Below are 25,471 nucleotides of genomic sequence, written 5' to 3'. Positions count from 1 at the left end.
TAACTTATAAAAAAGTATAAAATAACTATGATGCAGGTAGTTTCGGAGCCAAATGCACTAGTGCGCCTCAAGCCAACGCCGGTAGGCTATACCGGCGTGCTGATTGCGGGCGCAATTGTGGTGGCTTGGGCGGCCCTGCTGACGTATTTGCTGGCCTATTACCGCCCCAACTGGCTGACGCCGTGGCCTTACCTGCTGCTGCTGCTCCAGACGCATTTGTACACGGGCTTGTTCATCACCGCCCACGACGCCATGCACGGCGTCGTAAGCCCGCACAAGCGGCTAAACAATTTTATCGGGACAGTTACGGCCTTACTGTTTGCCTTCAACTGGTTTCCGCGAATGCTGCCCAAGCACCACCAGCACCACCGCCACGTGGCCACCGAAGACGACCCCGATTTCCACGATGGTCGTCATGCCAGTTTTCTGCCGTGGCTGGCCCGCTTCGCCTGGAACTACGTAACGTGGTGGCAAGTGGCGCTTATGGCCCTTACCTACAACGTGCTCAAGCTTGCCTTCCCGATGGCCAACGTCATCGCTTTCTGGATGATACCAGCGGTGCTGGCTACTGTGCAATTGTTTTTTTTCGGCACCTACTTGCCGCACCGGGGTGAGCACGCCACCGACAATCCGCATAAGTCGCGCAGTCAGTTTCGGCACCATGCCTGGGCCTTCCTGAGCTGTTATTTCTTCGGCTATCACTATGAGCACCACGACCAGCCTTATTTGCCGTGGTGGCGCTTGTGGCGCGCCAAAGACGCAATAGGATAGGCATGATATAGTACTGAAAATCAAATAATTGCCCTGACACACAAAAGCTGCCTCAGCGCTGAAGCGGCTTTTGTGTGTCAGGGCAATTATCAAGACAAAAAGATTGCCCGTTCTCCGTAGTGTTACCGCCGCAATATCGAAAGACATGGTGCACCCTCTCGGCTGCCTGACAATTCATGTAGAGATCAAAAGGAGAAATATTGCCGTAGCAGGCGACGCACTAGTATAATTTTTAGAAAGGATTTTATTCTTCTGATAAGCGTCTGGGCAAACCGAGCAATTCCACTCTAAAGCGTTGATATACCGATAATTGTCCTTATCATTCGCTGCCCAATTAATCGAGTGCGGACAGGCTTAAGTCTCTTGTCATAGCTATTTGAGATAATGAAGTTGTTGTCCCTTTTGCTGTCAAAATCCTACTACCGCCTGCTGTTGCTGGGGGGTACTGTGGTCTTGCTGGTGGCTTTCCTGACGGTTGTTTTCTCCTATGTGCAGGAGCAAAACCTGATAGCGGCCCCAGCTCCGGAAACAGCTTATCAGACTTCAACCCAGCCTGCGCCACTCGTCACGGAAGCCAGCATCACGCTGCAACAAGCCAAACGAAATCTGCAGCGCGCCCAGGTCGGCTCCGATCCGCGAAAGATGGCCAAAGCGTATCTCGCCGTGGGCTCAGCCCATTTGTCGTTGCGCCATTATGGGCGGGCCTTGCTGCATTTCCGCCGCGCGTTGCGGTTGCAGCAGCAGTTAGGCGATGCGCAAGGCGCTGCAACGGCGCTTAGCTATCTCGGACACGCGCAGTTTGTGCAAGGCGACACTGGCCAAGCCCGTGATACGTACCAAAAAGCCTTGGTGGCCTTTGCCAAATCACGGAATTCTTCGGGCGAAGCACGGGTATTCGGCCTGCTGGGCGAGTTGTATGCCAGCCAGCAAGCGTGGCCCAAGGCACTGGCCGCCTACGAGCGTGCTTTTGCCACTTGGAAGGTATTGGGCGATGACCCCGAGCAAGTGACAGCGCTCAACCGCATTGGGTTTGCGATGGCGCAACAGCACCACTACAGCCGGGCGCTTTACTACTTGCATCAGGCTTTAGACGGCTCTTCGGCTCTCCACGATAGCGCTCGCACAGGACGGACGTTCAGCACCATGGGCAGCATTTATCAGGCAATGGGTAGCTACGAATTGGCGGCTGGTTTCTACAAGCAGGCCGTTCAGAATATGCCCGTAGCAACTCCGCCCGGTCTGCGCGCCACGACTTTGCAAGCACTGGCTACTGCCCACGATTCGCTTCACGACCAAGCCTCGGCTGCCCACTATCTGTTGGAGGCTATTCCCGCGGCCCGCCTCGACCGCTCGAAGGTATTGCTTAGCAATCTTTACCAAAACCTGGCGGCTGTGTACGAGCACGCGCACGAGTACCGTAAGTCAGTGCAGGCGCTAAATCAGTATAACCACCTGCAGGACAGCACGTTCGCAGAGCAACGTTCGGCTCAGATCGCAGAATTGCAGTTGCGGTATGAAACCGAGAAAAAAGAGCGCGAAATCCAACTCTTAACCAAAAACCGGCAGTTGCAGGAAGCGGCGCTGTATCGCCAGAAAATACTGCTCTACCTGCTGGCTACGGCTGCGGTGCTCCTGCTGACGGCGGTAGTGGCCCTGTACCGTAACCGGCAACAGCAGCTGCGCATCAACAGCTTGCTGGCGCGAAAAAACGACTCTATTCAACGCCAAAAGGAGGAGTTGGATCGCATCAACCGAACCAAAGACACGCTTTTTTCGGTGATTTCGCACGATTTGCGTACGCCCCTGAGCTCCTTATATTCGCTGCTGGCCCTGATCAACATGGGCACAGTGCCTACCGAGCGCATGCAAGCCCACACCGACCGCCTGACGCGCATGCTCGACGGCACGTTGCGGCTGCTCGATAACCTGCTCAACTGGTCGGCGTCACAGATGCAAGGCGAAGGAGCCCGCAGTGAGCGGCTGCGTCTGGATGCGCTCATCGAGGAAACTCAGGCTTTTCTGCTGGGTGACGCTGACCGCAAGAACATATTGTTAATCAACGAGGTACGAGAACCCAGTGTGGTCCGCGCCGACCTCAACATGACGCGCCTGATTCTACGTAACCTGCTAAGCAACGCCATCAAATTTACGCCCGAAGGCGGCACCGTAACGGTATCGGCGGTGCGGCGCAGCGCGATGTGGGAAATCGCCGTGACGGATACGGGCGTAGGCATTCCGGTCGCCGACCAGGAAAAAATATTTGGGGCCGACGAGCCGCACTCCACGCTCGGAACCGACAAGGAAAAGGGCACCGGTCTGGGCCTGCGGCTGTGCAAAGACTTTGTGGAGCGCAACGGCGGCGAGCTAACGTTTAGCAGCCGGGTAGGGTGGGGCAGTACGTTCCGGTTTACGCTGCACACCGCTCAGGATTCGGTTTCGCTGCATTCGTTGCAAACCACTGAGCAGGAAGCGCAAACGGAGAGCGAAGCTAATTCTGCCGCCGGATAAGGCTCCGATTGACCACCCGCTCTGTTACGCGTTCGCGGTAAGTTTGGCCCAGGGGCAGTACGTGGCCCCCAACGCGGATCTCCAGATTGCTCACCGACTCGATCAGGGCCGAATTGACAAGATAGGAGCGGTGCGTGCGCACAAAAAGCCCGGGCGGCAACTGCTCTTCCAGATTTTTCAGATTGACCAGCGTGAGGTGCGTCCTTCCATCCGCCGTGTTGATTTTGGTGAAATCCTTCAGCGCCTCGATGTAGAGCACGTCGCGGTAATGCAGGCGCACAAACTGCGAATCGGTGCGAATAAAAAACGAGCCCCAGCCCGAAAGCATATCCTGTTGGGCGTCGCTGCTGGACAGGGTAGCGCGTAGGATGTTGGATACCTTATTGACGGCTCGCAGAAATCGCTCCAGCGAAATCGGTTTAAGCAGAAAATCAATGACATCCAGATTGAAGCCTTCCATGGCGTACTGCGGGTGCGCGGTCATGAGCACGACCAACGGCGGTTGGCGCAACGAGCGCACCAGGTCCAGCCCGCTCAGGTGAGGCATGGTCACATCCGAAAACAACAATTGGACCTCGTGGTCGAGTAGGTAGCGGTGCGCCTCCAGCGGATCGGAAAAGACCGCTTTCACTTCCAGAACGTCTGTCATTGCCACGTAAGCCTGCAACAAATCCAGCACCAGCGGATCATCGTCGAGTAGCAGACAGGTAATCTTCATGAGCTGTTTTGTGGGGAGCGAAGGTGAAAGAAAGGTTAATTCTTCTCGAATTATAACAAGTTTTTATGGGAAGATAACAATCTCGACCCCTGTTATTTGGGTGTTGGTCTACTTTTGCCAGCACTTGCTCTACTTCAAACGTCCTGCCCTTGCTAGCACACGTATCTTTTTGCAATCTTCCTCCGTACGCTCCGCCCCCGACACCACCGTTTGCTCTGCTTGCTCCTGATGCACACCCAGATTGCTAACTCGTTGGGAATGAACCGCCCGTATTTGCCACCCACCACCCAGATGCCCGTTGTATTGGGCGTCGAATTGACCATTGCCCAACACGAAGGCCTGCGCCGCTCGTTGCGTTCGACCTTCGGCGTCAATACGCGGGCCATCAACCTGCGCATCGATCCGGGCATGGATCTTATCTACCTGTGTGAGACCACGTTGCCGGGCTCGCTGGCCTGCTTGGCGCCGCTGACCCGACCGGGCGTTACGGCTGTAACGCTGCGCCGCGCCCAACTCGACTGGAACCCCGGCGCGGGCACCAACATTGGCCGGGGCACACCCACCCTGGCTGCCCTCGAAACCGGCAACTGCTTTTTGGCGGCCAACAGCCGCAAAGTCCCGATTGCTTCGTTTAGCAGCCGCAACGTGCACGCTTCGCATATTTCTATGGAGATGCAGGGCGAGCCTAACCTGCTGGAGTACCTGCGGGCCGACTGGTTTACCCTGGAAATATCCGGTACCAACCGCCGCCGCCTAACGCGTCCGCTGGCGCTGAGCGCTTCCCTGGAATTCAACGTGCAGTATGCGCAACAACCCATCAAGGACTAAGTAAGTGCTTGATTATGAGATAATTGCAAAAAGGCCCGGAATTCAGTGAATTCCGGGCCTTTTTGCAATTTGTGCAGCTACAATTGTGGCTTAGTGCGCGTCGGTGTGCACGTTGTTGGTTTTCTTGCAGCAGTCGGGGAGGCGGTTGTAGGCGCGGGCATCGGCTGGTTTGTCGTCGGCATCGTAGCCAGTGCGCTGCACGGCGGCGCGCAGGGCGTCGGAGTTGGTTTTGTCGGGGCGATACGTAACGGTCAGGACTTTGCTGGGAACATCAAGATTGGCCTCCTGCACGCCTTTTTCGTAAGCCATCGCCTTTTCGAGGCGCGCCTTGCACATGTCGCACACGGCCGAGGTTTTCATCTGAAACTGCTCAGAAGCGCCTTTGGCTTTTGCAGTTTGGGCAAACGAAGCCGGTGCCACGACCAGCATCAGAAACGCAACGATGAAAGATTTAAAGGTTTTCATATTAATCTGACAATGAATGTGTTACAAATAATCGGGCGTTGCCGCAGCAAGTCGGGCAATGCTTAAACAAAGAGTTTGCCGAAAGCAGATCCCGCGCTTACTCGATTTTAAAGCGCAATCCGCCGTAGGTCAGGCGGCCATAGGTTGGTCCCCAAACCATAGCAGCGTCGAAGTTCGGTCCAAACGGTGCATACGCCCCCGCAATGGGGTTGCGCTGCCGATAATCCGTTAGGTTTTCAACGCCGGCATACACTTCAAAGCGCTTGAAAGCTCTGGTAATCTGAGCGTTGAATAAGGCGTAACGCGGTGCGTTGGGCAGTGTAGCATCGCCGGTGCCGTGCTGATGGCCTAAGCCACCGGGCGTATGCGCCAGCGGGCGTTGCCCGTACCACTGCATGGTCAGGTCGGCGCGCCACTTGTCGAAGGCAGAAGCATAGCCCAGGTTCGCAAACACCCGATGCGGTGCTGTAAGGGGCTTGGGCAGCAGCTGGCCTTCGTAGGTAGTGCGCACGTCGAGGTATTTGTAAGCGGCCTTGGCTTGTAGTCCTTTCACGGGTTCTACCTGCACCTCGGTTTGGAAGCTGCGCGAAAACGAGCGCCCACCAGGTTCGAGGTTGCCAATGACCAGGAGGGAGCTCGACGTGTACGGGTCGGCTACAATCTGATTCTGAAACTCCGTGTGGTAGTAATCAGCCACCACGGTGGCCTGCCGGCCGGCTACCGTGAAATATTGCGTGAAGCTGCCACCCAGATTCCAAGCCTTTTCGGGCCGCAGGTCGGGGTTGATTACGAACTCACGTGAGCTGACCAGCATGCCGCTGTTTTCGGCCAGTGGGTTCGCTGTGCGAAAGCCACTGCCCGCCGCCACGCGCAAAATCGTGTTTGGCCGGACGTCGTATTTCACGTTCAAACGCGGCGTCAGGAACCATCCGTACAGGTTATGTCGATCGAGCCGCAGGCCAGTCACAACGGTCAGATTACGAGTGTTTTGGTACGTATACTCGGCGAAGGCGCCGGGCACCCGCTCCAACCGGTTGCGGTGTTCGCGCCGGAAGCGCTCCGCGTCGGTTTCGGTAGAGTAGATAAAGCCCGTGCGGTACAGCTCGCGGTAGTCGTCGTGCAGGTAGTTCAGGCCCACGCGGTAGGTATGCGCCGTAGTGCCCAACACGCTCTGAAACAGCAAGGTAGCCAAGCCCGTGCGTTGCGAGCCGTTGTAGGTGCGCAGGCCGTACTTTGAGTCAAATGCGTAGTTTGTGCCCGAAAGCAGCAAACCCAGGCTCTGGTAGGGGCGGCCCGGCCACGTGTACGACGTCTTCGAATAGCCCGTGTAGCGATCGGTAGTGAGCGTAGTACCGTAGTAACCGGAAGGTGCGTCGGGCCGAAAATCAACTTGCCCTCCCTGACGCGTTTCGCGCAACGCGCCCAAGCCCACTTCGCTCACAATGCCTTTGTCAGACTTGTATTTCCACTTGTTAAACGCATTGTACTGCGTGGCGAGCGGCAGGTCCAGAAAGCCATCCTTATTACGATCGACGCGGCGACCCAAGTGGTCGGAGTGAAGCATAAGCACGGTGCTCAGCTTCGACGTCAGCTGGGTCGAGGCGTTCAGGTTAAGATCGAATTTGCCGAGGTCGTTGCCGTAAGCATTCAGCAGCAGCCGGTCGGTTTTCTCGGGCTCTTTCAGCCGCACGTTTACTTGGCCCGAAATGCTTTCGTAGCCGTTCACCACCGAACCCATGCCTTTGATAATGTCGATGCTCTCGATCCAGGTGCCCGACAAATAGCTTAGGCGATAAGGCGTCGAAAGCCCGCGCAAGGCCGGCAGGTTGTCTACGGTAAGCAGCGAGTAAGCCCCATCCAGGCCCAGCAGCTGAATCTGCTTGGCCCCCGAAACGGCATCGGTCGTGGAAACTTCCACGGAGGCATTTGTTTCGAAGCTTTCGGCCAGGTTACAGCACGCTGATTTGGTCAAATCGCGGCTGGTAATCATTTGCGAGTTGGTGGGCGTAAGCGCAGAATAGGCCACTGCTCTGCCTTCGACCTTTACCTCGCCCAGCTCCGTGGCCCGCCGCAACGCAATGCGCACAAAGGCGCTGCTGCCAGCGGGAATGGCTATAGTATCGGCTTTATAGCCTAAATAGTTGATAATGAGTTGGTTGTATTCGTTATGTGCTGGGCGGGCCAAACTGAATACTCCCGTGTTGTCCGTGGAAGCGGCGTCGGTAGAAGTGCCGCGCCAGCGCACGGTAGCGCCTGGCAAAGCGGTGGCCGCAGCCGCATCCGTAACCTGCCCGCGGAGCGGCGCAACGGCATCGGATTGAGCCAAAGTCGCTGCCGTGCTGCTCAGCAGTAAACCGAGCGTCAACAACAGGGGCCCTGTGATACTATTCATGTCGTCAAGAAGTTAAGCTTTTTCGTTCGGAAAAGAAATGGCCGGACCACACCGGACCACTCTTCAGGCGGCAAAGCCGCAAATCGAAAAGCCTAGACGACGAGCGTGCAAACAAATGCCAGCAACAAACGGCCGGCGCGGGGCGGGGGCGAACTATCGGCGGCGTACCAGCGCGTGGCTTGCGCTACAACTGCGGCCGGCGGTAGCGCAGGCCAGCAAGTGGCCGGCAGCGGCACCGCCACCCAATCGGGCACCAGCGATTTCACCCAAGCCAACTGCGGTGAGGACGAATCCAGCTTGTGGAAATGGGTGCTGAAATCGCAGCACGCGCCTTTGAGTTGTGCCTTGTGTGGGGCAGAAGTGTGACCCGCGCTTGCCACCGACATAGGCGACGGACAACGGTGGTGAGGCGTACTAAAAACCACCGACGCCGTGCTCCGACCGCTTTCCCGGCAGGTGTGCTGCAGCACCGTCAGGCCCACCGAAGAGGCGAGTACCAGCAGGGCCAGCATAGCACTGAAGAGCCGATGAGACAAGGGGCGTTTCACGAGTACAAAAGTACGCAACAGTTGCCACTACTCCGCGCAAAATGGGGTGTGCACAAGTGCAGAATTCAGCTATCGAAATTTCATTTTAACGGTAAAACTCAAGCCTGACATTTTGGCAAAACCCGTTCCGGAGTTCCCCGCTTTTTACCTCGCTTGTATATAACCATGGCAAAAAACCGCTTCTAATAGTCTAAAAACGATGTTTTACGTAGTGGTAGAAAATGGTAAATCGTGGTTGCCTTTTGAGGGGCATTGCGTACTTTTGCTATTATCCCTTTTCTGATTCCAATCAGCAATTATGAACCTTCTCTCTGGCGAATATGAGTGCAAGCTTGACCCGAAAGGGCGCTTGGTGCTGCCCGCCAAAGTCAAGGCTAATTTGCCCGAATCGTCGGGGAGCCAACTCGTACTGGTGCGCGGTTTTGAGCCGTGTCTGGTGCTCTACCCGCGGGCGGCGTGGCGCGTGATTCACGATAAGGTGATGGCGCTCGATGAGTTCAACGAGGAGTACCGTCAGTTTCAGCGCAATTTCTTCCGCGGTATGACGGAAGTCGAACTCGACAACATCGGGCGCTTTATGCTGCCGCGCACAATGCTACGCTATTCGGGTATCGAGAAGGAAGCCATCATTGTGGGATTGGGCAACCGCTGCGAAATCTGGGATCCGGAGCGCTACGAAGAATTCCTGATCAAAGATCAGCAGAGCTTCTCGAAGCTGGCGCAAAAATTCCTGACCAACGAAACGCCGCCGGTCGGCCCACTTGCCGCATGAGCACGTTCCACAACGATACGGCCTACCATCGGCCCGTGATGCTCGCGGAGTGCCTCGATGCGCTCGATTTGCGCCCCGACGGCCGTTATGTAGATGTAACGTTCGGCGGCGGCGGCCACTCGGCCCGGATGCTGGAGCGCCTCACGACGGGCCATCTTTACAGCTTCGACCAAGATGCCGACGCCGAGCAAGAAGCCGCTAAGCTGGCCCAGCCACAGTTTACGTTTATCAGAGCCAACTTCCGGGACTTGCACCAAGAGCTGGCCGAGCGCAACGCCTTGCCCGTCGATGGCCTACTGGCCGATTTGGGCGTGTCGTCGCACCAATTCGACACGGCCGAGCGCGGGTTTAGCACCCGCTTCGACGGGCCCTTGGACATGCGCATGGACCCTGAAGGCGAGCGCACGGCTGCCGACGTAGTCGCTGACTATTCGGAAGCCGAGCTGCACCGCATCTTCGGCATGTACGGCGAAGTGACGAATGCCCGCACCCTGGCCCAAACGGTAGTTTCAGCCCGGCGCGCCCAAGCCATCCGGACCATCGGTGATCTGAAAAAAGCGATTGCCAGCTGCACGCCGCGCGGCAAAGAAAATAAGTACCTCGCGCAAGTATTTCAGGCTCTGCGCATTGAGGTAAACGACGAAATGAGCGCTTTGCAGGAAATGCTGCTGCAAACCGCTCAGGTACTGCGCCCCGGCGGTCGGCTCGTGGTCATGTCCTATCACTCGCTGGAAGACCGGTTGGTGAAAAACTTCATGGCCAAGGGCAAGTTTTTCGGCGAAGTCGAAAAAGACCTTTTCGGACATCAGCACCGGCCCTTCGACGTGCTCACGCGCAAACCGGTGGAGGCCTCGGCCGAAGAAATTGCCATCAACAGCCGCGCACGGAGCGCTAAGTTGCGGGTAGCTGTGCGCAGCTCCTTTAAATCTGACTTTTGACTCTGGATTATGATTTATAATCTTAAAATATATCTCATTGATAATGAAAACGTTGTAGTAAAGCTGCAATGCTTCATTGGCGTGGCTCCCGAGGAAATTGTCGACCAGCTTCTAATTCAGAACTCTTAATTCCGGATTCGACGAAATGGCCATCAACACCATCAAGCCTCCAACCGCAACGCCCCGGGCCAATGTGCCCCGGGCAGTGGTTGCCCCTGAGCCAGAGCCGGTGCGTCTGCCGGAGCCCGAGCCCGAGCCCACATCCGAACCGGAGCCCGAAATGCCCCGTGCGCCCCGCCCCCAAAGGCCGCGCAGCAACTGGAGCGTATTTACGCTGCTCGAGCGGCTCACCAGCATGGACGGCTTGTTTCGCGATGGCCTGCCGGTTCGCTACCTGCCGCACGTGCTGTTCATCATGTTTTTGGTGCTCGTCTACATTGGCAATACGCACTACGCGTACCGCATGAACCGCAACATCCAGAAGCTTAAGCTGGAAACCGAAGACTTGCGCGCCGATTACACCACTCTGAAATCGGACTACATGGAGGCCAGCAAGCAAAGCGAAGTGGCGCGCAAAGTGGCTTCGTATGGCTTGGTAGAAAGCTCGTCGCCGCCCTTTCACATTTCCGTACCCGCCGGTCGCCTCGACGAAGCCGCTCTAGACCGGGTTCCGTTGCTGACCGCCGACTCGGTTGCTGCTCAGGCCGCTCGTGCCAAAGCCGATTCGGTAGCCGCCTCGGCGGCGCCCGAAACGCTGGAAGAAGGCGAAGCACCCGAAGCGCCGCCTATTGGCGATCCGGCCACATTAGAAACGCCTGCCGCTGCCAAACCCGCAGCACCACGGCGTAAACCCATGACTCTGAATCCTTCTACTCATTCAGCAAAGCGCGGCCATGAAAGGAAGCGTTAAAAAATCAATCGTTACCCGCGTACGGCTGGCGTTTTTGGGCGTCTGCCTGTTTTCGTGTGCCATCGTTTGGAAGGTGTCACGCATTCAGTTTAAGGAAGGCGAAAAGTGGCGCGCCCTGGAGCAGGAGCGTCGCATCGTGTACCAACCGGTGTTTGCTACCCGCGGCACCATTCTCTCCGACAACGGCAGCATTATGGCCACGTCGCTGCCATTTTACCGCGTTGCCTGGGACCCAACCGTAGTCGAGGAAAAGGTGTTTACCCACGGCGTCGATTCGTTGTCGTTGCTGCTGTCACGCTTTTTCGGCGACCGCTCGCCCCAGGAATACCGCCGCCGATTGGTAAACGCCAAACGCTCTAAGGATCCGGCCGTGCGTTACCTGCGGCTCAACTCGCGGCAGATTAACTTCCAGGAAAAGAAGCAGATAGCTCAGTGGCCCATCTTCCGGGCCGGCAAAAACAAGGGCGGCGTCATTTTCGAAAAAGTCGACAAACGTTTCCGCCCATTTGGCGGCCTGGCACAGCGCACGATTGGCTTTGTGAACGAAGACAAAAACGGTGCGGGTTTAGAATTTACTTACAACCGCGACTTGGCCGGCAAAGACGGCGAGGCCTTGTTTGAGCGCCTGCCCGGCGGCAACAAACCGCTGTACGACGGCTCAGAAGTGAAGCCGCTGCCGGGCTACGACATCAAAACTACACTCGATATTAACCTGCAGGACGTTGCAGAAAACGCTCTGTATAAGTCACTTGTGGCGAACAATGCCCAATACGGCTGCGTGATTTTGATGGAAGTACAAACCGGCGAAATCAAAGCCATCGCCAATCTGGGCAAAGTGGCCGAAGGCGTGTATCGCGAGGATTACAACTACGCCATCGCCGACCAAGGCCGCACCGAACCGGGCTCCACGTTTAAACTGGCCTCGATGATGGCCCTGTTTGAAGAAAACCCTGATATCGAGCTCGATGACACCGTAAATACCGGCAACGGCCGTATGTACATCGGTGGGGCAGTCAAGACGGATACGCACGGCTACGGCCGACTTTCGGTGAAGCAAGTCATTGAAAACTCCTCCAACATCGGGGTGGCCGTGCTCATCGATCGCGAGTTCAATAAGAAGCCCGAACGCTACGCCGAGTATCTGAAGAAGTTCGGGCTCGATAAGCCGCTGGGCTTCCAGATGTCGGGCGAAGCGAGACCCTACGTGAAAGACCCGACCGATCGTTCCTGGAGCCGCACGTCGCTCTCGACTATGTGCATCGGCTACGAGCTGAAACTAGCTCCGTTGCAGACGCTGGCTTTCTATAATTCGATCGCCAACAACGGCGTGAAGGTGCAACCTATGATTGTGAAGGAAATCAAGCAGGACGACAAAGTGCTGGAGCATTATGAGCCCCGCGTGCTGATTCCGAAAATCTGCTCCGACGAAACCCTGACCAAACTGCGCTCGATGCTCGAAGGCGTAGTGCTGGAAGGTACCGCCCGTGCCATCCGCACCCCGGACTTCACGATCGCCGGCAAAACCGGTACGGCCTGGAAATTCAAGAACGGTCAGTATACCAAAACCTACTCGACCAGCTTTTGCGGCTATTTCCCTGCCGACAAGCCCAAGTACAGCTGCATTGTGGTCGTCGACTCGCCCAAGGGCGGCAACTGGTCGGGTGCCCAAGTATCCGCTCCTATTTTCCGCGAAGTTGCCGATAAGGCCATGGCCCGCGATGCCGCCAGCCAACGGCCGTTGCTGGCCCGTGCACCAGTCAACAAGTCGCAGGTGCCCTTTGTGAAAGCCGGCATGCAGGACGAACTGACTTTGGTGTGTCAGAAGCTGGGCGTCAGCAACCACTCGAAGGCTGAAGGCGAGGAGTGGGTGCGCACAGCCGTCGATTCGGGAACGCAAGCGTTGGCTTGGCAAGTAAATCCGGTGCGCCGAAATCGAGTGCCCGACGTAACCGGCATGACGCTGCGCGATGCGCTGTTTCTGCTTGAAAACCGGGGTTTGCGCGTAAAAGCCATTGGCACCGGTCGCGTACGGCGGCAATCGCTGGCTGCGGGCATGCCCTTGCAGCGCGGGGCCGGCGTAGTGCTGGAACTGCAACCCATCGGGGCGCTGCCTACCATTGCTACTCCCGTACTGGGGCCCGCTCCTCGGCCCGCAACGCTGGTGGGCGCTGGCCTTTTGAACACTACCCCGGCTGAAACTGACTCGGCCCCGAAGACCAAACCAGCCTCGCCGAAACAGGTCACGCAGCAAACGCCGCGCATGGTGCAAAAGCCCAAAGCCAAGGCATAGTAATTGTTTTGTAAAGAACTGATTATCAGATAGTTTTGAACGAAGATAATTCCATTAAGCATTCTCTTTCCACGCTGCTGTCTGGCGTGACCGTACGCACGCAACGCGGGCCCGCCGACGTTGCCGTGCAAGGTCTGACCCTGGATTCGCGGCAGGCCGGACCGGGTTTGGCGTTTTTTGCCTTGCGTGGTGCGCAACATGATGGTCATCAATTCATTGCAAAAGCAGTAGAGCAAGGCGCATCCGTAGTGGTGTGCGAAGATCTGCCCGCTGACCTGAGCGCCGAAACCACCTACGTGCAGGTGCCCAGCAGTGCTGAAGCCATGGCGCTGATGGCAGCCGAGTTTTACGGCCATCCTTCGCGACAGCTCAAACTGGTGGGCGTGACGGGTACCAACGGCAAAACCACCTGCGCCACCGTGCTGCACAAGCTGTTTCGCGAGTTAGGCTACCACGTTGGCTTGCTTTCGACCGTGCAAAACCAGATCGACGAGCAGGTGATTCCGGCTACGCACACCACGCCCGATGCCATCAATTTGAATGCGCTGCTGGCCCAAATGGTAAAAGCCGGCTGCACGCACACGTTTATGGAGGTAAGCTCGCACGCTGTCGTGCAGCATCGCATAACGGGCTTGCACTTTGCAGGCGGTATTTTTACCAACCTCACCCACGATCACCTCGACTACCACGGCACCTTCGACGAGTACCTGAAGGCTAAAAAAGGCTTTTTCGATAAGCTTGATAAACAGGCATTTGCCTTAACCAACGCCGACGACAAGCGCGGCATGGTGATGCTGCAAAATACCGCCGCCCGCCGCGAAACTTATTCTTTGCGCAGCCTGGCGACATTTCGGGCCCGGCTGATCGAGAACGCAGTGCACGGCCTGCATCTGGAAGTAGACGGCCGCGACGTGCAATTCCGGCTGATTGGGGTGTTTAATGCGTATAATATCCTGGCCGTGTATGGTGCGGCCGTGTTGCTGGGCGAAGATGCCACGGAGGTGCTTACCGTACTTTCCGGCTTGACTTCGGCGCCCGGCCGTTTTGAACCCATTGTGGCCGAAAAAACGCGCATCACCGGCATTGTGGACTACGCCCACACGCCCGACGCGCTCGAAAACGTCCTTTCGACCATCGCTCAAATTCGCCAGCCCACGCAGCAAGTAATTACGGTAGTGGGCTGCGGCGGCAACCGCGACGCGGCCAAGCGTCCGATAATGGCCAATCTGGCGGCACAAGGCTCTGATCGAGTGGTGCTTACCTCGGATAACCCAAGATTTGAAGATCCCAATGATATTCTTGCCCAAATGCAGGCAGGAGTGAAGCCCCAGGATTTGGGCAAAGTATTTACCGTTCCCGACCGGCGTGAGGCCATCAAGATGGCTTGTGCGCTGGCCCAGCCGGGTGATATCGTGCTGGTAGCCGGCAAAGGCCACGAATCTTACCAGGAGATTCGGGGTGTGCGCTCGGCCTTTGACGACAAAAAAGTGCTGGAGGAAATGTTTGAGCTGCTAGGAAAATAATCATCATGCAATACCTGTCGTGGCGCGTTTCGCGCACCCTGCCTTCCTGGACCGCCCCTGTGCACCAATCGACCGAGCAATCTCGGCCGTCGTCAACGCTCGACAAGTCCGACAAGTGGGCTGGGCGCCTTGTATGGGGGCATACTACCTACCGCGAAGGATTGCGCTACCTAATGCGACACGACAGCAGTAGCCAAAATCTGCACAATCACAACGTTTGACCCAAATCAGAAAAGCTGAACCTTTGCAGTTTGGGAATATCCTAACTGCCACTCGCTGAACCTTGCGCCCATGCTTTATTACCTCTTTACGTATCTCTACAAACACTATCACCTGCCGGGCGCGGGCGTATTCCAGTTTATTTCGTTTCGAGCGGCCATGGCCGTGATTACTTCGCTGCTCATCGCGCAGGTTTTTGGCAAAAGCCTCATTCGGATTCTGCAACGCAAGCAAGTAGGCGAAAGCATCCGCGACTTGGGCCTGCAGGGGCAGATGGAAAAAAAGGGCACGCCAACCATGGGCGGGCTTATCATTCTGCTTGCCATTCTGGTGCCCGTCTTGCTCTTCGCGAAGCTTGATAACATCTACATCGTGCTCATGATTATGAGTACCATTTGGCTTGGTTTGATCGGTTTTGTCGACGACTACATCAAGGTAGTCAAGAAGGACAAAGAAGGTTTGGCCGGCCGCTTCAAGGTGTTGGGCCAGGTTGGATTGGGCATTACGGTAGGTTGGGTGTTGTTTTTCAGCAACGACGTGACTGTGCGCCAGTACCTGCTACCCGACGGCCAGCTGTCGGCCGTGGACGCCAGCACTGTGTATCAGGATGTAAAGCTGATGATCACGACCATTCCGTTTGCCAAAAACAATGAGCTCAACTACGGCAACCTGTTCAGCTACGCCGGGCCGTATTTCAATGGCCTCTACAGCTTTCTTTACATCCCCATTGTCATCCTGATTATCACGGCCGTGAGCAACGGCGCCAACATCACCGACGGCCTCGACGGCTTGGCAGCAGGTACCTCTGCTATCATCGGCATTACGCTGGCCATTTTTGCCTTCGTAAGCGGCAACTCGATACTGGCTGATTATCTGGATATTATGTACATCCCTAATTCCGGGGAATTAGTAATTTTCTGTACAGCCTTCGTGGGGGCCTGCGTTGGCTTTCTGTGGTATAACAGTTATCCGGCGCAGGTATTTATGGGCGATACGGGTTCGCTGGCCATCGGCGGCATCATCGCGGTGCTGGCCCTTATTGTGCGCAAAGAGTTGCTGATCCCGGTCTTGTGTGGTGTGTTTCTGATTGAGAATCTGTCGGTTATGGTGCAGGTGGCCTATTTTAAATACACCAAGCGCAAATACGGCGAAGGTCGCCGGTTGCTGCGCATGTCGCCTTTGCACCATCACTACCAGAAAATAGGCTACCACGAATCCAAAATCGTTTCGCGGTTCTGGATTGTGGGCATCATGCTGGCTGTCTTGACTTTAGTAACCTTAAAACTGCGGTAAGACGCCTTACAGGTGTCTGTGCGATATAACCCATGAAAATCGTCATCCTCGGAGCGGCCGAAAGTGGAGTAGGAGCGGCGCTGTTGGCGCAGGCCAAAGGCCACAATGTGTTCGTGTCCGACCGCGGCCCGATTCAGAAGCTTTACAAAGACAAGCTGACAACCGCTGGCATTCGCTTTGAAGAAAATGCGCACACGCTGGAGGAAATCCTGACGGCGGATGAGGTAATTAAGAGCCCCGGGATTCCGGAAAAAACGCCCGTGATTCAGGCGTTGCGTGAAAAGAGCATTCCGATTATCTCCGAAATCGAGTTTGCGGGTCGTTACACACGCGCCAAATGCATCTGCATCACGGGCACCAATGGCAAAACTACCACCACGCTGCTCACTTATCATTTGCTCAAAAAAGCTGGGTTGCGCGTTGGTTTGGCTGGCAACGTAGGCTTTAGTCTGGCTGAGCAAGTCATTGAAGATCAGAATGATTACTACGTGGTGGAACTCAGTAGCTTCCAACTCGACGACACCAGCGAGTTTCGGCCCTGGATTGCGGTGCTGCTCAACATCACGCCCGACCACCTAGACCGCTACGACTACTCGCTCGAAAAATACGCTCAAGCCAAGCTGAGCATTACGCGCAACATGGACAGCACCGGCTGGTTTATCTACAACGCCGACGACGAGGTGACGCAGCGCGAATTTGCGGCTGCCTTTTGCCAAACCAACCTGTTGCCCTTCAGCCTGCACCACCGGCCAGACTATCAACTGGCGGGTTACTATACGGCTGTCGATTGCGTGTGCACTAACCTAGAGCCTGCTTTCCCGGATGCTGGCCAAGAGGTGAGCGTTGAACGCTCGCCGCTGATTGGGCAGCACAACCGCCAAAATATGCTGGCGGCCGTGCTGGCCGCGCGGGTCGCTGGCGTAACTCCCGAAAAAATTGAGCGAGCGCTGGCTTCCTTCCAAAACGCTGATCACCGCTTGCAACTCGTGGGCGAAGTAAACGGGGCGCGTTTCATCAACGATTCCAAAGCCACCAACGTGGAGGCGGCATGGTACGCTCTCGACGGAATTCCGCAGCCCATCATCTGGATTGCGGGCGGTACCGACAAAGGCAATGACTATGCATCGCTTATTCCGCTGGCGCAGCAGCGCGTCAAAGCCCTGATTTGTTTGGGCGTTGATAACACGAAGCTGCACGCGGCCTTCGATGCGGTGGTGCCGCACGTCGAGGAAACCCAATCGATGGAAACCGCTGTGCGGCGGGCCGCCGAAATGGCCACCGAAGGCGATGTAGTGCTGCTTTCACCAGCCTGCGCCAGCTTCGACCTATTCAAAAACTACGAAGACCGAGGGCGTCAGTTTACGGCTGTTGTGCAGCAGGTTATGGACGAAGCCTCAAACGATTAATCATAACTAATTGATATAAAAGAAGTTATGGAAACGATAAAAAATTGGCTTCGGCAGAACTTGAAAGGCGATCCGGTGCTGTGGGGCATCGTGATCCTGTTTTCGATGATCAGCATGGCGGTCGTGTATTCGGCAACCGGCACGCTGGGCTACAAAAATGAGCTGCACGGCCGTTCGGGCACTACCGAAATGATTTTGCTGAAGCACTCCAGCCTGATTTTCATGGGGTTGGCCCTGATGTGGCTGGCACATCGCATCGACTACCGCTATTACTCGCGCCTCTCGCTGTACGCGCTGCTGTTGTCGGTGCCGCTGTTGCTGTTTACGTTTTTTGTGGGCGGCACTACGCTCAACGATGCGTCGCGCTGGCTCACGATTCCGGTCATCAACCAAACTTTCCAGCCCTCCGACTTGGCCAAACTGGCCCTGATCGCGCACTTGGCCTCCATGCTTTCGCGCCGCCAAAACAACGTTGATGATTTCCGAACCACGCTCATGCCGGTTATGATCTGGATTATGATCATTTGCGGGCTGATCGCGCTTACCAATGCGTCCACGGCAGCTTTACTGTTTGCGACCTGCCTGCTGCTCATGTTCATTGGCCGCGTACCGATGAAGCAAATGCTGGTGATGGTGGTGATTGGTGTAGTGGTAGGCGGCGTGGCCCTAGCCAGCGGCCAGCGCTGGAAAACGGTGCAGTCGCGCATTGAGAGCTTCACCGACAAGAGCAAGCCCGTTCCTTTTCAGTTGGAACACAGCTACATCGCCATTGCCACGGGCGGCATTACGGGCAAAGGCCCCGGCAAAAGCACCGAGCGCAACATTCTGCCGCACCCGTATTCCGACTTTATCTACGCCGTAATTATTGAGGAATATGGCCTAGCGGGCGGTGCGTTTGTGCTGTTCCTCTACCTCGCCTTTCTCTATCGAGGGCTCAAAACGGTGATGAACAGCTACGGGGCCTTCGGGGGGCTGTTGTCGGCGGGCGTCAGTTTTAGTTTGGTCTTGCAGGCGATGGTCAACATGGGCGTAGCGGTAGGCTTAGGGCCAATTACTGGTCTGCCATTGCCACTGCTTAGCATGGGTGGTACCTCGCTGATTTTCACTGGAATAAGCATCGGCATCATCTTGAGTGTGAGCCGTGGTGAGCACGAAATCCGTCCCATGACTGGTGAGCCTGACGATACCGCGCGCATCCCGAAGAAATCGGCTTACGCTTAGTCAAAGCCAACTCGTTGTAAGTCAAAGCATTATATAAAAGATTAACATTCAACGCTTTCCAAGTGCCTCACCCAGAATCCCAGCTTTATAACACGGGCTTGCCCTCGGCGCATCCCTACCGCGTGATCATAAGCGGCGGGGGTACGGGAGGACACATATTTCCGGCGGTGGCCATTGCCAACGAGCTGCGTCGTCGGCAGCCGGAAGCGGAGATTCTGTTTGTGGGCGCAAACGGCCGGATGGAAATGACGCGGGTGCCGGAGGCGGGCTACAAAATTGTAGGATTGGATATTAGCGGGTTGCAGCGCCGTCTGACGCCGCAAAATCTGATGTTCCCGCTACGGGTGCTGCGCAGCGTCCGCAAGGCCGGAAAGTTGATCGAACAGTTTCAACCCGATGCTGTAGTCGGCGTAGGTGGCTATGCTTCGGCGCCAGTGCTGCTGGCCGCTACTTCGCGCGCCATTCCTGCGCTCATTCAGGAGCAGAACTCGTACGCCGGCTTGGTTAACAAGCTCCTCGCCCGCCGCGTCGACCGCATTTGCGTGGCCTACGAAGGTATGGAGAAGTTTTTCCCGAAAGAAAAGCTCGTGCTTACAGGCAACCCTGTGCGTACAGAAATTGCCAGCGGCAGCCGCGAGGAAGCTCTGAAATTTTTTGACCTCTCGCCACAAAAAAAGACGTTGCTCGTCATCGGTGGAAGCTTAGGGGCCCGCACGCTCAATCAAGCTACGGCAGCGGCCTTGCCACGTCTACGCGAGGCAGGAATTCAGCTGTTGTGGCAAACCGGTAAATTGTACTATCCCGAAGCGGCAGAGCAAGCAGCTCCTTTCGCAGCGGATAATATCAAGGCCCTAGAATTTGTGCAGCGCATGGATCTTGCTTATGCCGCTGCTGATGTGGTGGTGTCGCGGGCCGGGGCTTTGTCCGTCTCCGAACTGTGCCTGACAGGCAAACCTAGCATTCTGGTGCCGTCGCCCAATGTGGCTGAAGACCACCAAACTAAAAACGCTATGGCATTGGTAAAGCGCGATGCCGCGCTGCTGGTTTCCGATGCCGACGCGCCTGCCAAGCTCTACGACGAAGCCCTACGGCTCCTGGCTGACTCAAACCGTCAGGAGCAGCTCCGCACCAACGTGCGCCAACTCGCTCATGGCGAGGCTACGACGACCATTGTGGATGAACTTCTAGCCCTTATGGATCGCCGATGAACCCCGTAGCAGCTTTTCCAAACGTGTATTTTCTCGGCATCGGCGGCATTGGCATGTCGGCGCTGGCGCGCTGGTTTCAAGCCAATGGGCACCGCGTCAGTGGTTACGACAAAACCGCAACACCCCTGACCGAAGCCCTTTCGGCGGAAGGCATCGCCGTGCATTACGATGATGCAATAGAAAGTATCCCTAGGGAAGTAATTGATAATCAAAAGGATACGTTAGTGATCCTGACGCCGGCTATTCCGAAGGATCATAAGGAGTGGGCGTGGCTGCGCGAACGCGGCTATGACATTCGCAAGCGCAGCCAGGTGTTGGGCTTGCTTACGCAAGGTCAGCGCACAATCGCGGTGGCTGGTACGCATGGCAAAACTACTACCAGCAGCATGGTAGCACATTTGCTGCACCACGCGGGCGTCAATTGCTCGGCGTTCTTGGGCGGCATTGCGGTAAACCTCAACTCTAATCTATTGCTGGCCAAACCCGGAGACGCAGCTGCGGTAGTAGTAGAAGCCGATGAGTACGACCGCTCGTTTCTGACGCTTCATCCCGATATCGCTATAGTAACCAGCACCGACGCCGACCATCTCGACATCTACGGCGACAAAGACGCGCTGGTAGCGTCTTTCCGGCAGTTTGTGGGCCAGATCAAGCCCGGAGGCACCCTTATCATCAACCACACTGCCGACGCTAGCGTGGCCGACGCCGTTCCCGCAGGCGTACGTGTGGTGCGGTATGGCCTGAACCCGGAGCAAGGCCCCGATTTAAACGCGCCCAACATTACGGCCCGAGGCCACGAGTTTCATTTCGACCTGCACAGCCCCCAAGGCAACGTAGCTGGTTTGGTGCTGGCCGTGCCGGGCTATCACAACGTCGAAAATATGTTGGCGGCCGCCTTTGCAGCGCAACTCGAAGGTGTTCAAACAGATACTCTCAAAACTGCCGTAGCTGCTTACAAAGGCGTGAAACGGCGTTTCGAATTCATAGTAACGGCTGGGGAGGAGAAGGTATATGTTGATGACTATGCCCACCACCCACGCGAAATCGAGGCATTTCTGCGTTCTCTACGGGCATTGTATCCGAGCAAGCGGTTACGCGCTGTGTTTCAACCTCACCTGTTTACCCGCACCCGCGACTTTGCACCGGGCTTTTCCGAGAGCCTGAGCATTGCCGACGAAGTGGTGCTGCTCGACATTTACCCTGCCCGCGAATTACCAATTCCGGGCGTCACCTCCGAATTGATTTTGTCCCAAATAACGGCTCCCAAAAAATCGTTGCAGACGAAAGACCAAGTCGTTGCCGCAGCAGAAACAGACACCGATTTTGATGTGCTGGCTACCGTTGGTGCCGGCGATATTGATCAACTGGTACCCCGATTAAAGAATATTTTAAATATTCGCTGGAATGGAGCTGAAGCGTAAAGCAAATAACTTAATTTTCGCTACCGGATGCCTCGTGCTGCTGTCCGGGTTGGCTGTGTTTGCCGGAGTACGGCAGGCCCACCACCCTGTGGGCCAAGTAATTGTCAGCATCAGCAACGAATTCAACAACTATTTCATCAGCGAACAGGAAGTGACGGCTTTGCTCACGCGCAACGGCAACCAGCGCCTCGAGGGAGCGCGTCCGGACGACCTCGACCTGAAGGCACTTGAAGCGCGGCTCAAAGCCCACAGTTTTGTGCGCGAGGCACAGGTATACCGCGACTTAGCCGGCAACCTGCACGCCGATGTGCGCCAAAATCGCCCCATTGCCCGCCTCGTACACGCCGATACGCGCCAAGATAGCTACCTCGACGCCGAAGGTAGGAAGCTGCCTTTGTCGCCGTTGTTTACGGCGCGCGTCGTACCCATTTCGAGGCAGGGCGGAGCCCCGTTGCAATCTCAATTTTTCCAGGATTCTACAGGCCAGCAATACCTCAAGCTGCTGCGTTACATCGACGAGCATCCGTTTTGGCGAGCGCAGGTAGCGGAGGTGTTTATCGGGCCCAATGGCAAGGTTTCCTTTACCCAGCAAGTAGGAGATCAGCGGGTAGAATTTGGTTTTCCTGAGAATATTTCGGAAAAATTTGCGAAACTGATGGTATTTTACCGTCAAATTCCGCCAGTTCTAGGCTGGGACACGTACCACCGCGTCAACGTCGAGTTTAAAGATCAAATCATCTGCGAATGATGGCAATTATTGTATATTGCTATCAGTCAGCTAGTTACATAAAATCACACCGTATCCAACCGCAACCCTCTCGCCCGTACCCATCCCATGCAAAACGATAAGATTGTAGTCGGCCTCGACATCGGCACCACCAAAATTTGCGCCCTAGTGGGGCGCAAAAACGAGTTTGGCAAACTTGAAATCCTCGGCATGGGTAAAGCTGTGTCGGAGGGCGTTGTGCGGGGCATCGTGTCGAACATCGACAAAACCGTGGACGCCATCAAACGCGCCATTCGGCAGGCTGAGGAGCAGTCGGGCATCAACATCGGCGTGGTGAACGTCGGCATTGCCGGGCAGCACATCAAGAGCCTGCAACACAACGGCAGCATCACGCGTGCTTCCGCCGATAACGAAATCACGGTTGACGACGTGAACCGGCTGACCAACGATATGTACCGCTTGGTGACGCCACCGGGCTCGGAAATCATCCATGTAATGCCTCAGGACTACAAGGTCGATTACGAGGAAAATATCATGGATCCGGTGGGCATGTCGGGCGTGCGGCTGGAGGGTAACTTCCACATCATCACGGCACAGAGCACGGCCATCAACAACATCAATAAGTGCGTAACCAAGGCGGGTCTGGAAATCGATAACCTGATTCTGGAGCCGTTATCTTCTTCTATGTCAGTGCTTTCCGACGAGGAGAAAGAAGCTGGCGTGGCGCTGATCGACATCGGCGGCGGCACCACGGACTTGGCCATCTTCAAAGACGGCATCATTCGGCACGCCGCAGTGCTGCCCTTCGGCGGCAACATTGTCACTTCCGACATCAAGCAAGGCTGCGCCGTGATGCAAAATCAGGCCGAACAGCTGAAAGTGAAATTCGGAAAAGCGATTGCTGAGGAAGCATCTGATTACGAGATCGTTAGCATTCCCGGCTTGCGTGATCGTGCCCCAAAGGAGATTTCGCTCAAAAACCTGGCGCACATCATCGAGGCCCGGATGGAAGAAATCATCGAGTTGGTGTATGCTGAAATTCAGCGTACTGGCCACGGTGATAAACTGGCTGCCGGCATCGTGCTGACGGGCGGCGGCTCGCAGCTCCAGAATTTGGTGCAGCTCACCGAGTACGTAACCGGCATGGATACGCGCATCGGTTACCCCAACGAGCACTTAGGCAAGAGCAAAATTGAGGCTGTAAAGTCGCCGATGTATGCCACTACCGTCGGCCTCGTGCTGGCTGGCTATCGCTCGATCGATGAGCGCGTGACGCGTTCGTACGAAGAGGAGCAGCCTGCTTACCGCCCGGTACAGGAAGCCCCACGGGCTGCCACTCCGACGCCGGCTCCCCAACCACAAGCTCCCGCGCAACCTGCTCAGCCCAAGAAAACGTCTGGGGCCGGCAAGTTCTTCCAAGACATCATCAGCCGCACCAAAGGCCTGTTGATTGACGATTTCGACGATAAGCAGTATTAGTCGTAATGGCTAAATTGTCTGATTGTTAAGGTGCTGATAATCAATACATTGTATTTTGAAAGCGTTTAACAAGTTAGGCTTTTAACAATTTGACCATTCATTCTCATGAATTATAAATTCGATATTCCGGCGCAGTCCAATTCCATCATCAAGGTGATTGGGGTTGGTGGGGGTGGCTCCAACGCTGTGAACCACATGTTCAGCCAGGGCATTAAGGACGTGGAATTCGTCATTTGCAACACCGATAAGCAGGCGCTGCACAGCAGTACCGTGCCCAACAAGTTGCAAATCGGCGTCGACCTGACCGAGGGCCTTGGAGCCGGGGCTAACCCCGAGCGTGGCAAGCAAGCCGCCATCGAGAGTCGGGAGCAAATCCGGGAACTGCTCAGCAACGGTACCAAAATGGTATTCATCACGGCCGGCATGGGCGGTGGCACCGGTACGGGCGCCGCTCCAGTAATTGCCAAAGTGGCCAAAGAGTTGGGCATCCTGACGGTGGGTATCGTAACGGCACCCTTCCTGTTTGAAGGCAAAAAGAAGCGCCAGCAGGCCGAGCACGGTATCAAAGAGCTAAGCGAGAACTGCGACACGGTGCTCGTGATTCTTAACGATAAACTACGCGAGATCTTTGGTAACCTGCCCATTCGGGCGGCCTTTGCCAAGGCCGATAACGTGTTGAGCACTGCCGCCAAGTCTATTGCCGAGATCATCACCGTGACCAGCGAAGTCAACGTGGACTTTGAAGACGTGAAAACGGTCATGAAGGACTCGGGCGCTGCCGTGATGGGTTCGAGCATCACGGAAGGTGAAAACCGGGCGCGTCGTTCGGCAGAGGAGGCTTTGGCTTCGCCGCTGCTGAACAACACCGACATTCATGGCGCTCAGAAAATTCTGCTTTCCATCATGTCAGGCGATCAGGCCGAGTTGGAAATGGACGAGCTCACCGAGATCACGGAATACATTCAGGACAAAGCCGGTCAGGACGCCGAGGTAATCTTCGGTCATGGCATCGACTCGACCTTGGGCCAGAGCATTCGCGTGACGGTAATCGCAACGGGCTTTGCGCGCGAGGCACACAACATCAACACGCAGTTTTCGGTCAGCAAACCGGAATCCGCTGTTACGCCGGAGCCTCAGATCAACCTGTTTGACAAGGATCGGCAGGAGGCAACTTCCGTGGTGCCAACTTTCGCTCCCCCTGCGCCAGCGCCAGTTCCGGTACCCACGCCGGTAGCGGCGGCGCCTGAGCCGCAGCCCGTAAAGTTCGATCTGGAAACCTCGCCCTACACCTACGAGCCCCCGGTAACGGCTCCATCGTCGCCGGCTCCGGAACCTGTTGTGTTTCAGCAGCCGCAACCAGCACCCCCGACGCCAATCCGGCCGTCGCTGGACGTGCGGGCCGATGAGCGCCGCCGCCGGTTGCAGGAGTTGAGCAACGGCCTAACCAACGATGCCATCAAGGATCAGTTGGAAACGCCGGCGTATTTGCGGCGTCAGGTAAAGCTCGAAAACGTAGTGCCTTCAAGCGAGCGCAACATCTCACGGTTCAACCTGTCGGACGACAACGAGCTGCTGGGAGACAATCGCTTCCTGCACGACAACGTGGACTAAGCAAATCAAACCATAAAAGAAAAAGCCGCTGAGCATATCAGCGGCTTTTTCTTTTATGGTTGTATGTATAAGTTGTTGATTATCAATAGATTATAAATGTGTATGAGTGATTAATGAGGAGTAGCTTTTATAGAATCACGGAGCAAAGCGCCTTGGCTGGGTTCTGCGACCTCTCGATCCGGCGCGACCGTGTGACTCGTCGAAGCAGTAGCACAGGCTGTTA

At 56.0% G+C, this 25,471-nt stretch carries 20 protein-coding genes and 1 pseudogene; 17 read left to right on the top strand and 4 right to left on the bottom strand.

The features are described from left to right. Nucleotides 1–27: 27 nt before the first annotated feature. Together FHG12_RS02820 and FHG12_RS02815 are read left to right on the top strand one after the other, a co-directional pair. On the top strand, nt 28–771 hold the full coding sequence (locus FHG12_RS02820) for a fatty acid desaturase (RefSeq protein WP_230471265.1): 744 nt from the start codon (nt 28–30) through the stop codon (nt 769–771). Nucleotides 772–1,155: 384 nt separating this feature from the next. Beyond that, on the top strand, nt 1,156–3,279 hold the full coding sequence (locus FHG12_RS02815) for an ATP-binding protein (protein ID WP_139514176.1): 2,124 nt from the start codon (nt 1,156–1,158) through the stop codon (nt 3,277–3,279). On the opposite strand, the gene FHG12_RS02810 is transcribed toward FHG12_RS02815, so the two are convergent. Next, nucleotides 3,260–3,997, bottom strand: a complete 738-nt coding sequence (locus FHG12_RS02810; RefSeq protein ID WP_139514175.1) for a LytR/AlgR family response regulator transcription factor — start codon at nt 3,995–3,997, stop codon at nt 3,260–3,262. The two genes, FHG12_RS02815 and FHG12_RS02810, sit on opposite strands and share 20 nt — an antisense overlap. A gap of 228 nt (nt 3,998–4,225) precedes the next feature. Between FHG12_RS02810 and FHG12_RS02805 the strand changes: the two genes are divergently transcribed. Beyond that, nucleotides 4,226–4,825: a hypothetical protein gene (locus FHG12_RS02805; RefSeq protein WP_139514174.1), complete on the top strand. Its 600-nt coding sequence runs from the start codon at nt 4,226–4,228 to the stop codon at nt 4,823–4,825. Nucleotides 4,826–4,915: 90 nt separating this feature from the next. On the opposite strand, the gene FHG12_RS02800 is transcribed toward FHG12_RS02805, so the two are convergent. The 3 genes from FHG12_RS02800 to FHG12_RS02790 all read right to left on the bottom strand — a co-directional run bounded on the left by FHG12_RS02800 (nt 4,916) and on the right by FHG12_RS02790 (nt 8,230). Further along, on the bottom strand, nt 4,916–5,290 hold the full coding sequence (locus tag FHG12_RS02800) for a heavy-metal-associated domain-containing protein (protein ID WP_139514173.1): 375 nt from the start codon (nt 5,288–5,290) through the stop codon (nt 4,916–4,918). 97 nt (nt 5,291–5,387) lie between these two features. Next, complete coding sequence (locus FHG12_RS02795; protein ID WP_139514172.1) at nt 5,388–7,682, bottom strand: TonB-dependent receptor; 2,295 nt, start codon at nt 7,680–7,682, stop codon at nt 5,388–5,390. 92 nt (nt 7,683–7,774) lie between these two features. After that, nucleotides 7,775–8,230 carry an HYC_CC_PP family protein gene (locus FHG12_RS02790; protein WP_139514171.1) on the bottom strand — a complete coding sequence of 152 codons (456 nt, stop codon included), beginning with the start codon at nt 8,228–8,230 and terminating at the stop codon, nt 7,775–7,777. Between the two features lie 298 nt (nt 8,231–8,528). Between FHG12_RS02790 and mraZ the strand changes: the two are divergent. The 14 genes and pseudogenes from mraZ to ftsZ form a co-directional block, all read left to right on the top strand. Further along, nucleotides 8,529–8,979 (top strand): annotated as a pseudogene (gene mraZ, locus FHG12_RS02785) (division/cell wall cluster transcriptional repressor MraZ); the annotation flags it as partial. Nucleotides 8,980–8,998: 19 nt separating this feature from the next. Next, nucleotides 8,999–9,940 (top strand): 16S rRNA (cytosine(1402)-N(4))-methyltransferase RsmH, encoded by a 942-nt coding sequence (gene rsmH / locus FHG12_RS02780; RefSeq protein ID WP_139514169.1) that lies wholly within the window; start codon nt 8,999–9,001, stop codon nt 9,938–9,940. Between the two features lie 145 nt (nt 9,941–10,085). Beyond that, nucleotides 10,086–10,850, top strand: coding sequence for an FtsL-like putative cell division protein (locus tag FHG12_RS21050; protein WP_174805786.1), 765 nt, complete (start codon nt 10,086–10,088; stop codon nt 10,848–10,850). Beyond that, on the top strand, nt 10,834–13,140 hold the full coding sequence (locus FHG12_RS02770) for a penicillin-binding protein (protein ID WP_139514168.1): 2,307 nt from the start codon (nt 10,834–10,836) through the stop codon (nt 13,138–13,140). Before FHG12_RS21050 ends, FHG12_RS02770 begins: the two co-directional genes overlap by 17 nt. 35 nt (nt 13,141–13,175) lie before the next feature. Then, a complete protein-coding gene (locus FHG12_RS02765; protein WP_394348433.1) occupies nt 13,176–14,663 on the top strand; it encodes a UDP-N-acetylmuramoyl-L-alanyl-D-glutamate--2,6-diaminopimelate ligase in 1,488 nt (495 codons plus the stop codon). A 5-nt stretch (nt 14,664–14,668) separates the two neighbouring features. Next, nucleotides 14,669–14,884 carry a hypothetical protein gene (locus FHG12_RS02760; RefSeq protein ID WP_139514167.1) on the top strand — a complete coding sequence of 72 codons (216 nt, stop codon included), beginning with the start codon at nt 14,669–14,671 and terminating at the stop codon, nt 14,882–14,884. A 70-nt stretch (nt 14,885–14,954) separates the two neighbouring features. Beyond that, nucleotides 14,955–16,175 carry a phospho-N-acetylmuramoyl-pentapeptide-transferase gene (gene mraY / locus FHG12_RS02755; protein WP_139514166.1) on the top strand — a complete coding sequence of 407 codons (1,221 nt, stop codon included), beginning with the start codon at nt 14,955–14,957 and terminating at the stop codon, nt 16,173–16,175. A gap of 32 nt (nt 16,176–16,207) precedes the next feature. Further along, nucleotides 16,208–17,581 (top strand): UDP-N-acetylmuramoyl-L-alanine--D-glutamate ligase, encoded by a 1,374-nt coding sequence (gene murD / locus FHG12_RS02750; RefSeq protein WP_139514165.1) that lies wholly within the window; start codon nt 16,208–16,210, stop codon nt 17,579–17,581. A gap of 27 nt (nt 17,582–17,608) precedes the next feature. After that, entirely contained in the window at nt 17,609–18,802 is a 1,194-nt protein-coding gene (locus FHG12_RS02745) for an FtsW/RodA/SpoVE family cell cycle protein (RefSeq protein ID WP_139514164.1), read from the top strand. 62 nt (nt 18,803–18,864) lie between these two features. Then, the gene (gene murG / locus FHG12_RS02740) at nt 18,865–20,010 is read left to right on the top strand and encodes an undecaprenyldiphospho-muramoylpentapeptide beta-N-acetylglucosaminyltransferase (protein WP_230471264.1); all 1,146 of its coding nucleotides are present in this window, start codon (nt 18,865–18,867) and stop codon (nt 20,008–20,010) included. After that, nucleotides 20,007–21,431: a UDP-N-acetylmuramate--L-alanine ligase gene (murC, locus tag FHG12_RS02735; RefSeq protein ID WP_139514163.1), complete on the top strand. Its 1,425-nt coding sequence runs from the start codon at nt 20,007–20,009 to the stop codon at nt 21,429–21,431. Before murG ends, murC begins: the two co-directional genes overlap by 4 nt. 34 nt (nt 21,432–21,465) lie before the next feature. Beyond that, nucleotides 21,466–22,179 carry a cell division protein FtsQ/DivIB gene (locus tag FHG12_RS02730; RefSeq protein ID WP_230471263.1) on the top strand — a complete coding sequence of 238 codons (714 nt, stop codon included), beginning with the start codon at nt 21,466–21,468 and terminating at the stop codon, nt 22,177–22,179. Between the two features lie 87 nt (nt 22,180–22,266). After that, nucleotides 22,267–23,637, top strand: a complete 1,371-nt coding sequence (ftsA, locus tag FHG12_RS02725; protein WP_139514161.1) for a cell division protein FtsA — start codon at nt 22,267–22,269, stop codon at nt 23,635–23,637. A 105-nt stretch (nt 23,638–23,742) separates the two neighbouring features. Further along, nucleotides 23,743–25,248, top strand: a complete 1,506-nt coding sequence (gene ftsZ, locus FHG12_RS02720; RefSeq protein ID WP_139514160.1) for a cell division protein FtsZ — start codon at nt 23,743–23,745, stop codon at nt 25,246–25,248. Nucleotides 25,249–25,471: the final 223 nt, after the last annotated feature.

Origin of the sequence: Hymenobacter jejuensis, assembly GCF_006337165.1 — a bacterium.
Classification (GTDB): domain Bacteria; phylum Bacteroidota; class Bacteroidia; order Cytophagales; family Hymenobacteraceae; genus Hymenobacter; species Hymenobacter jejuensis.
This window is presented reverse-complemented; position numbering and strand designations above follow the sequence as displayed.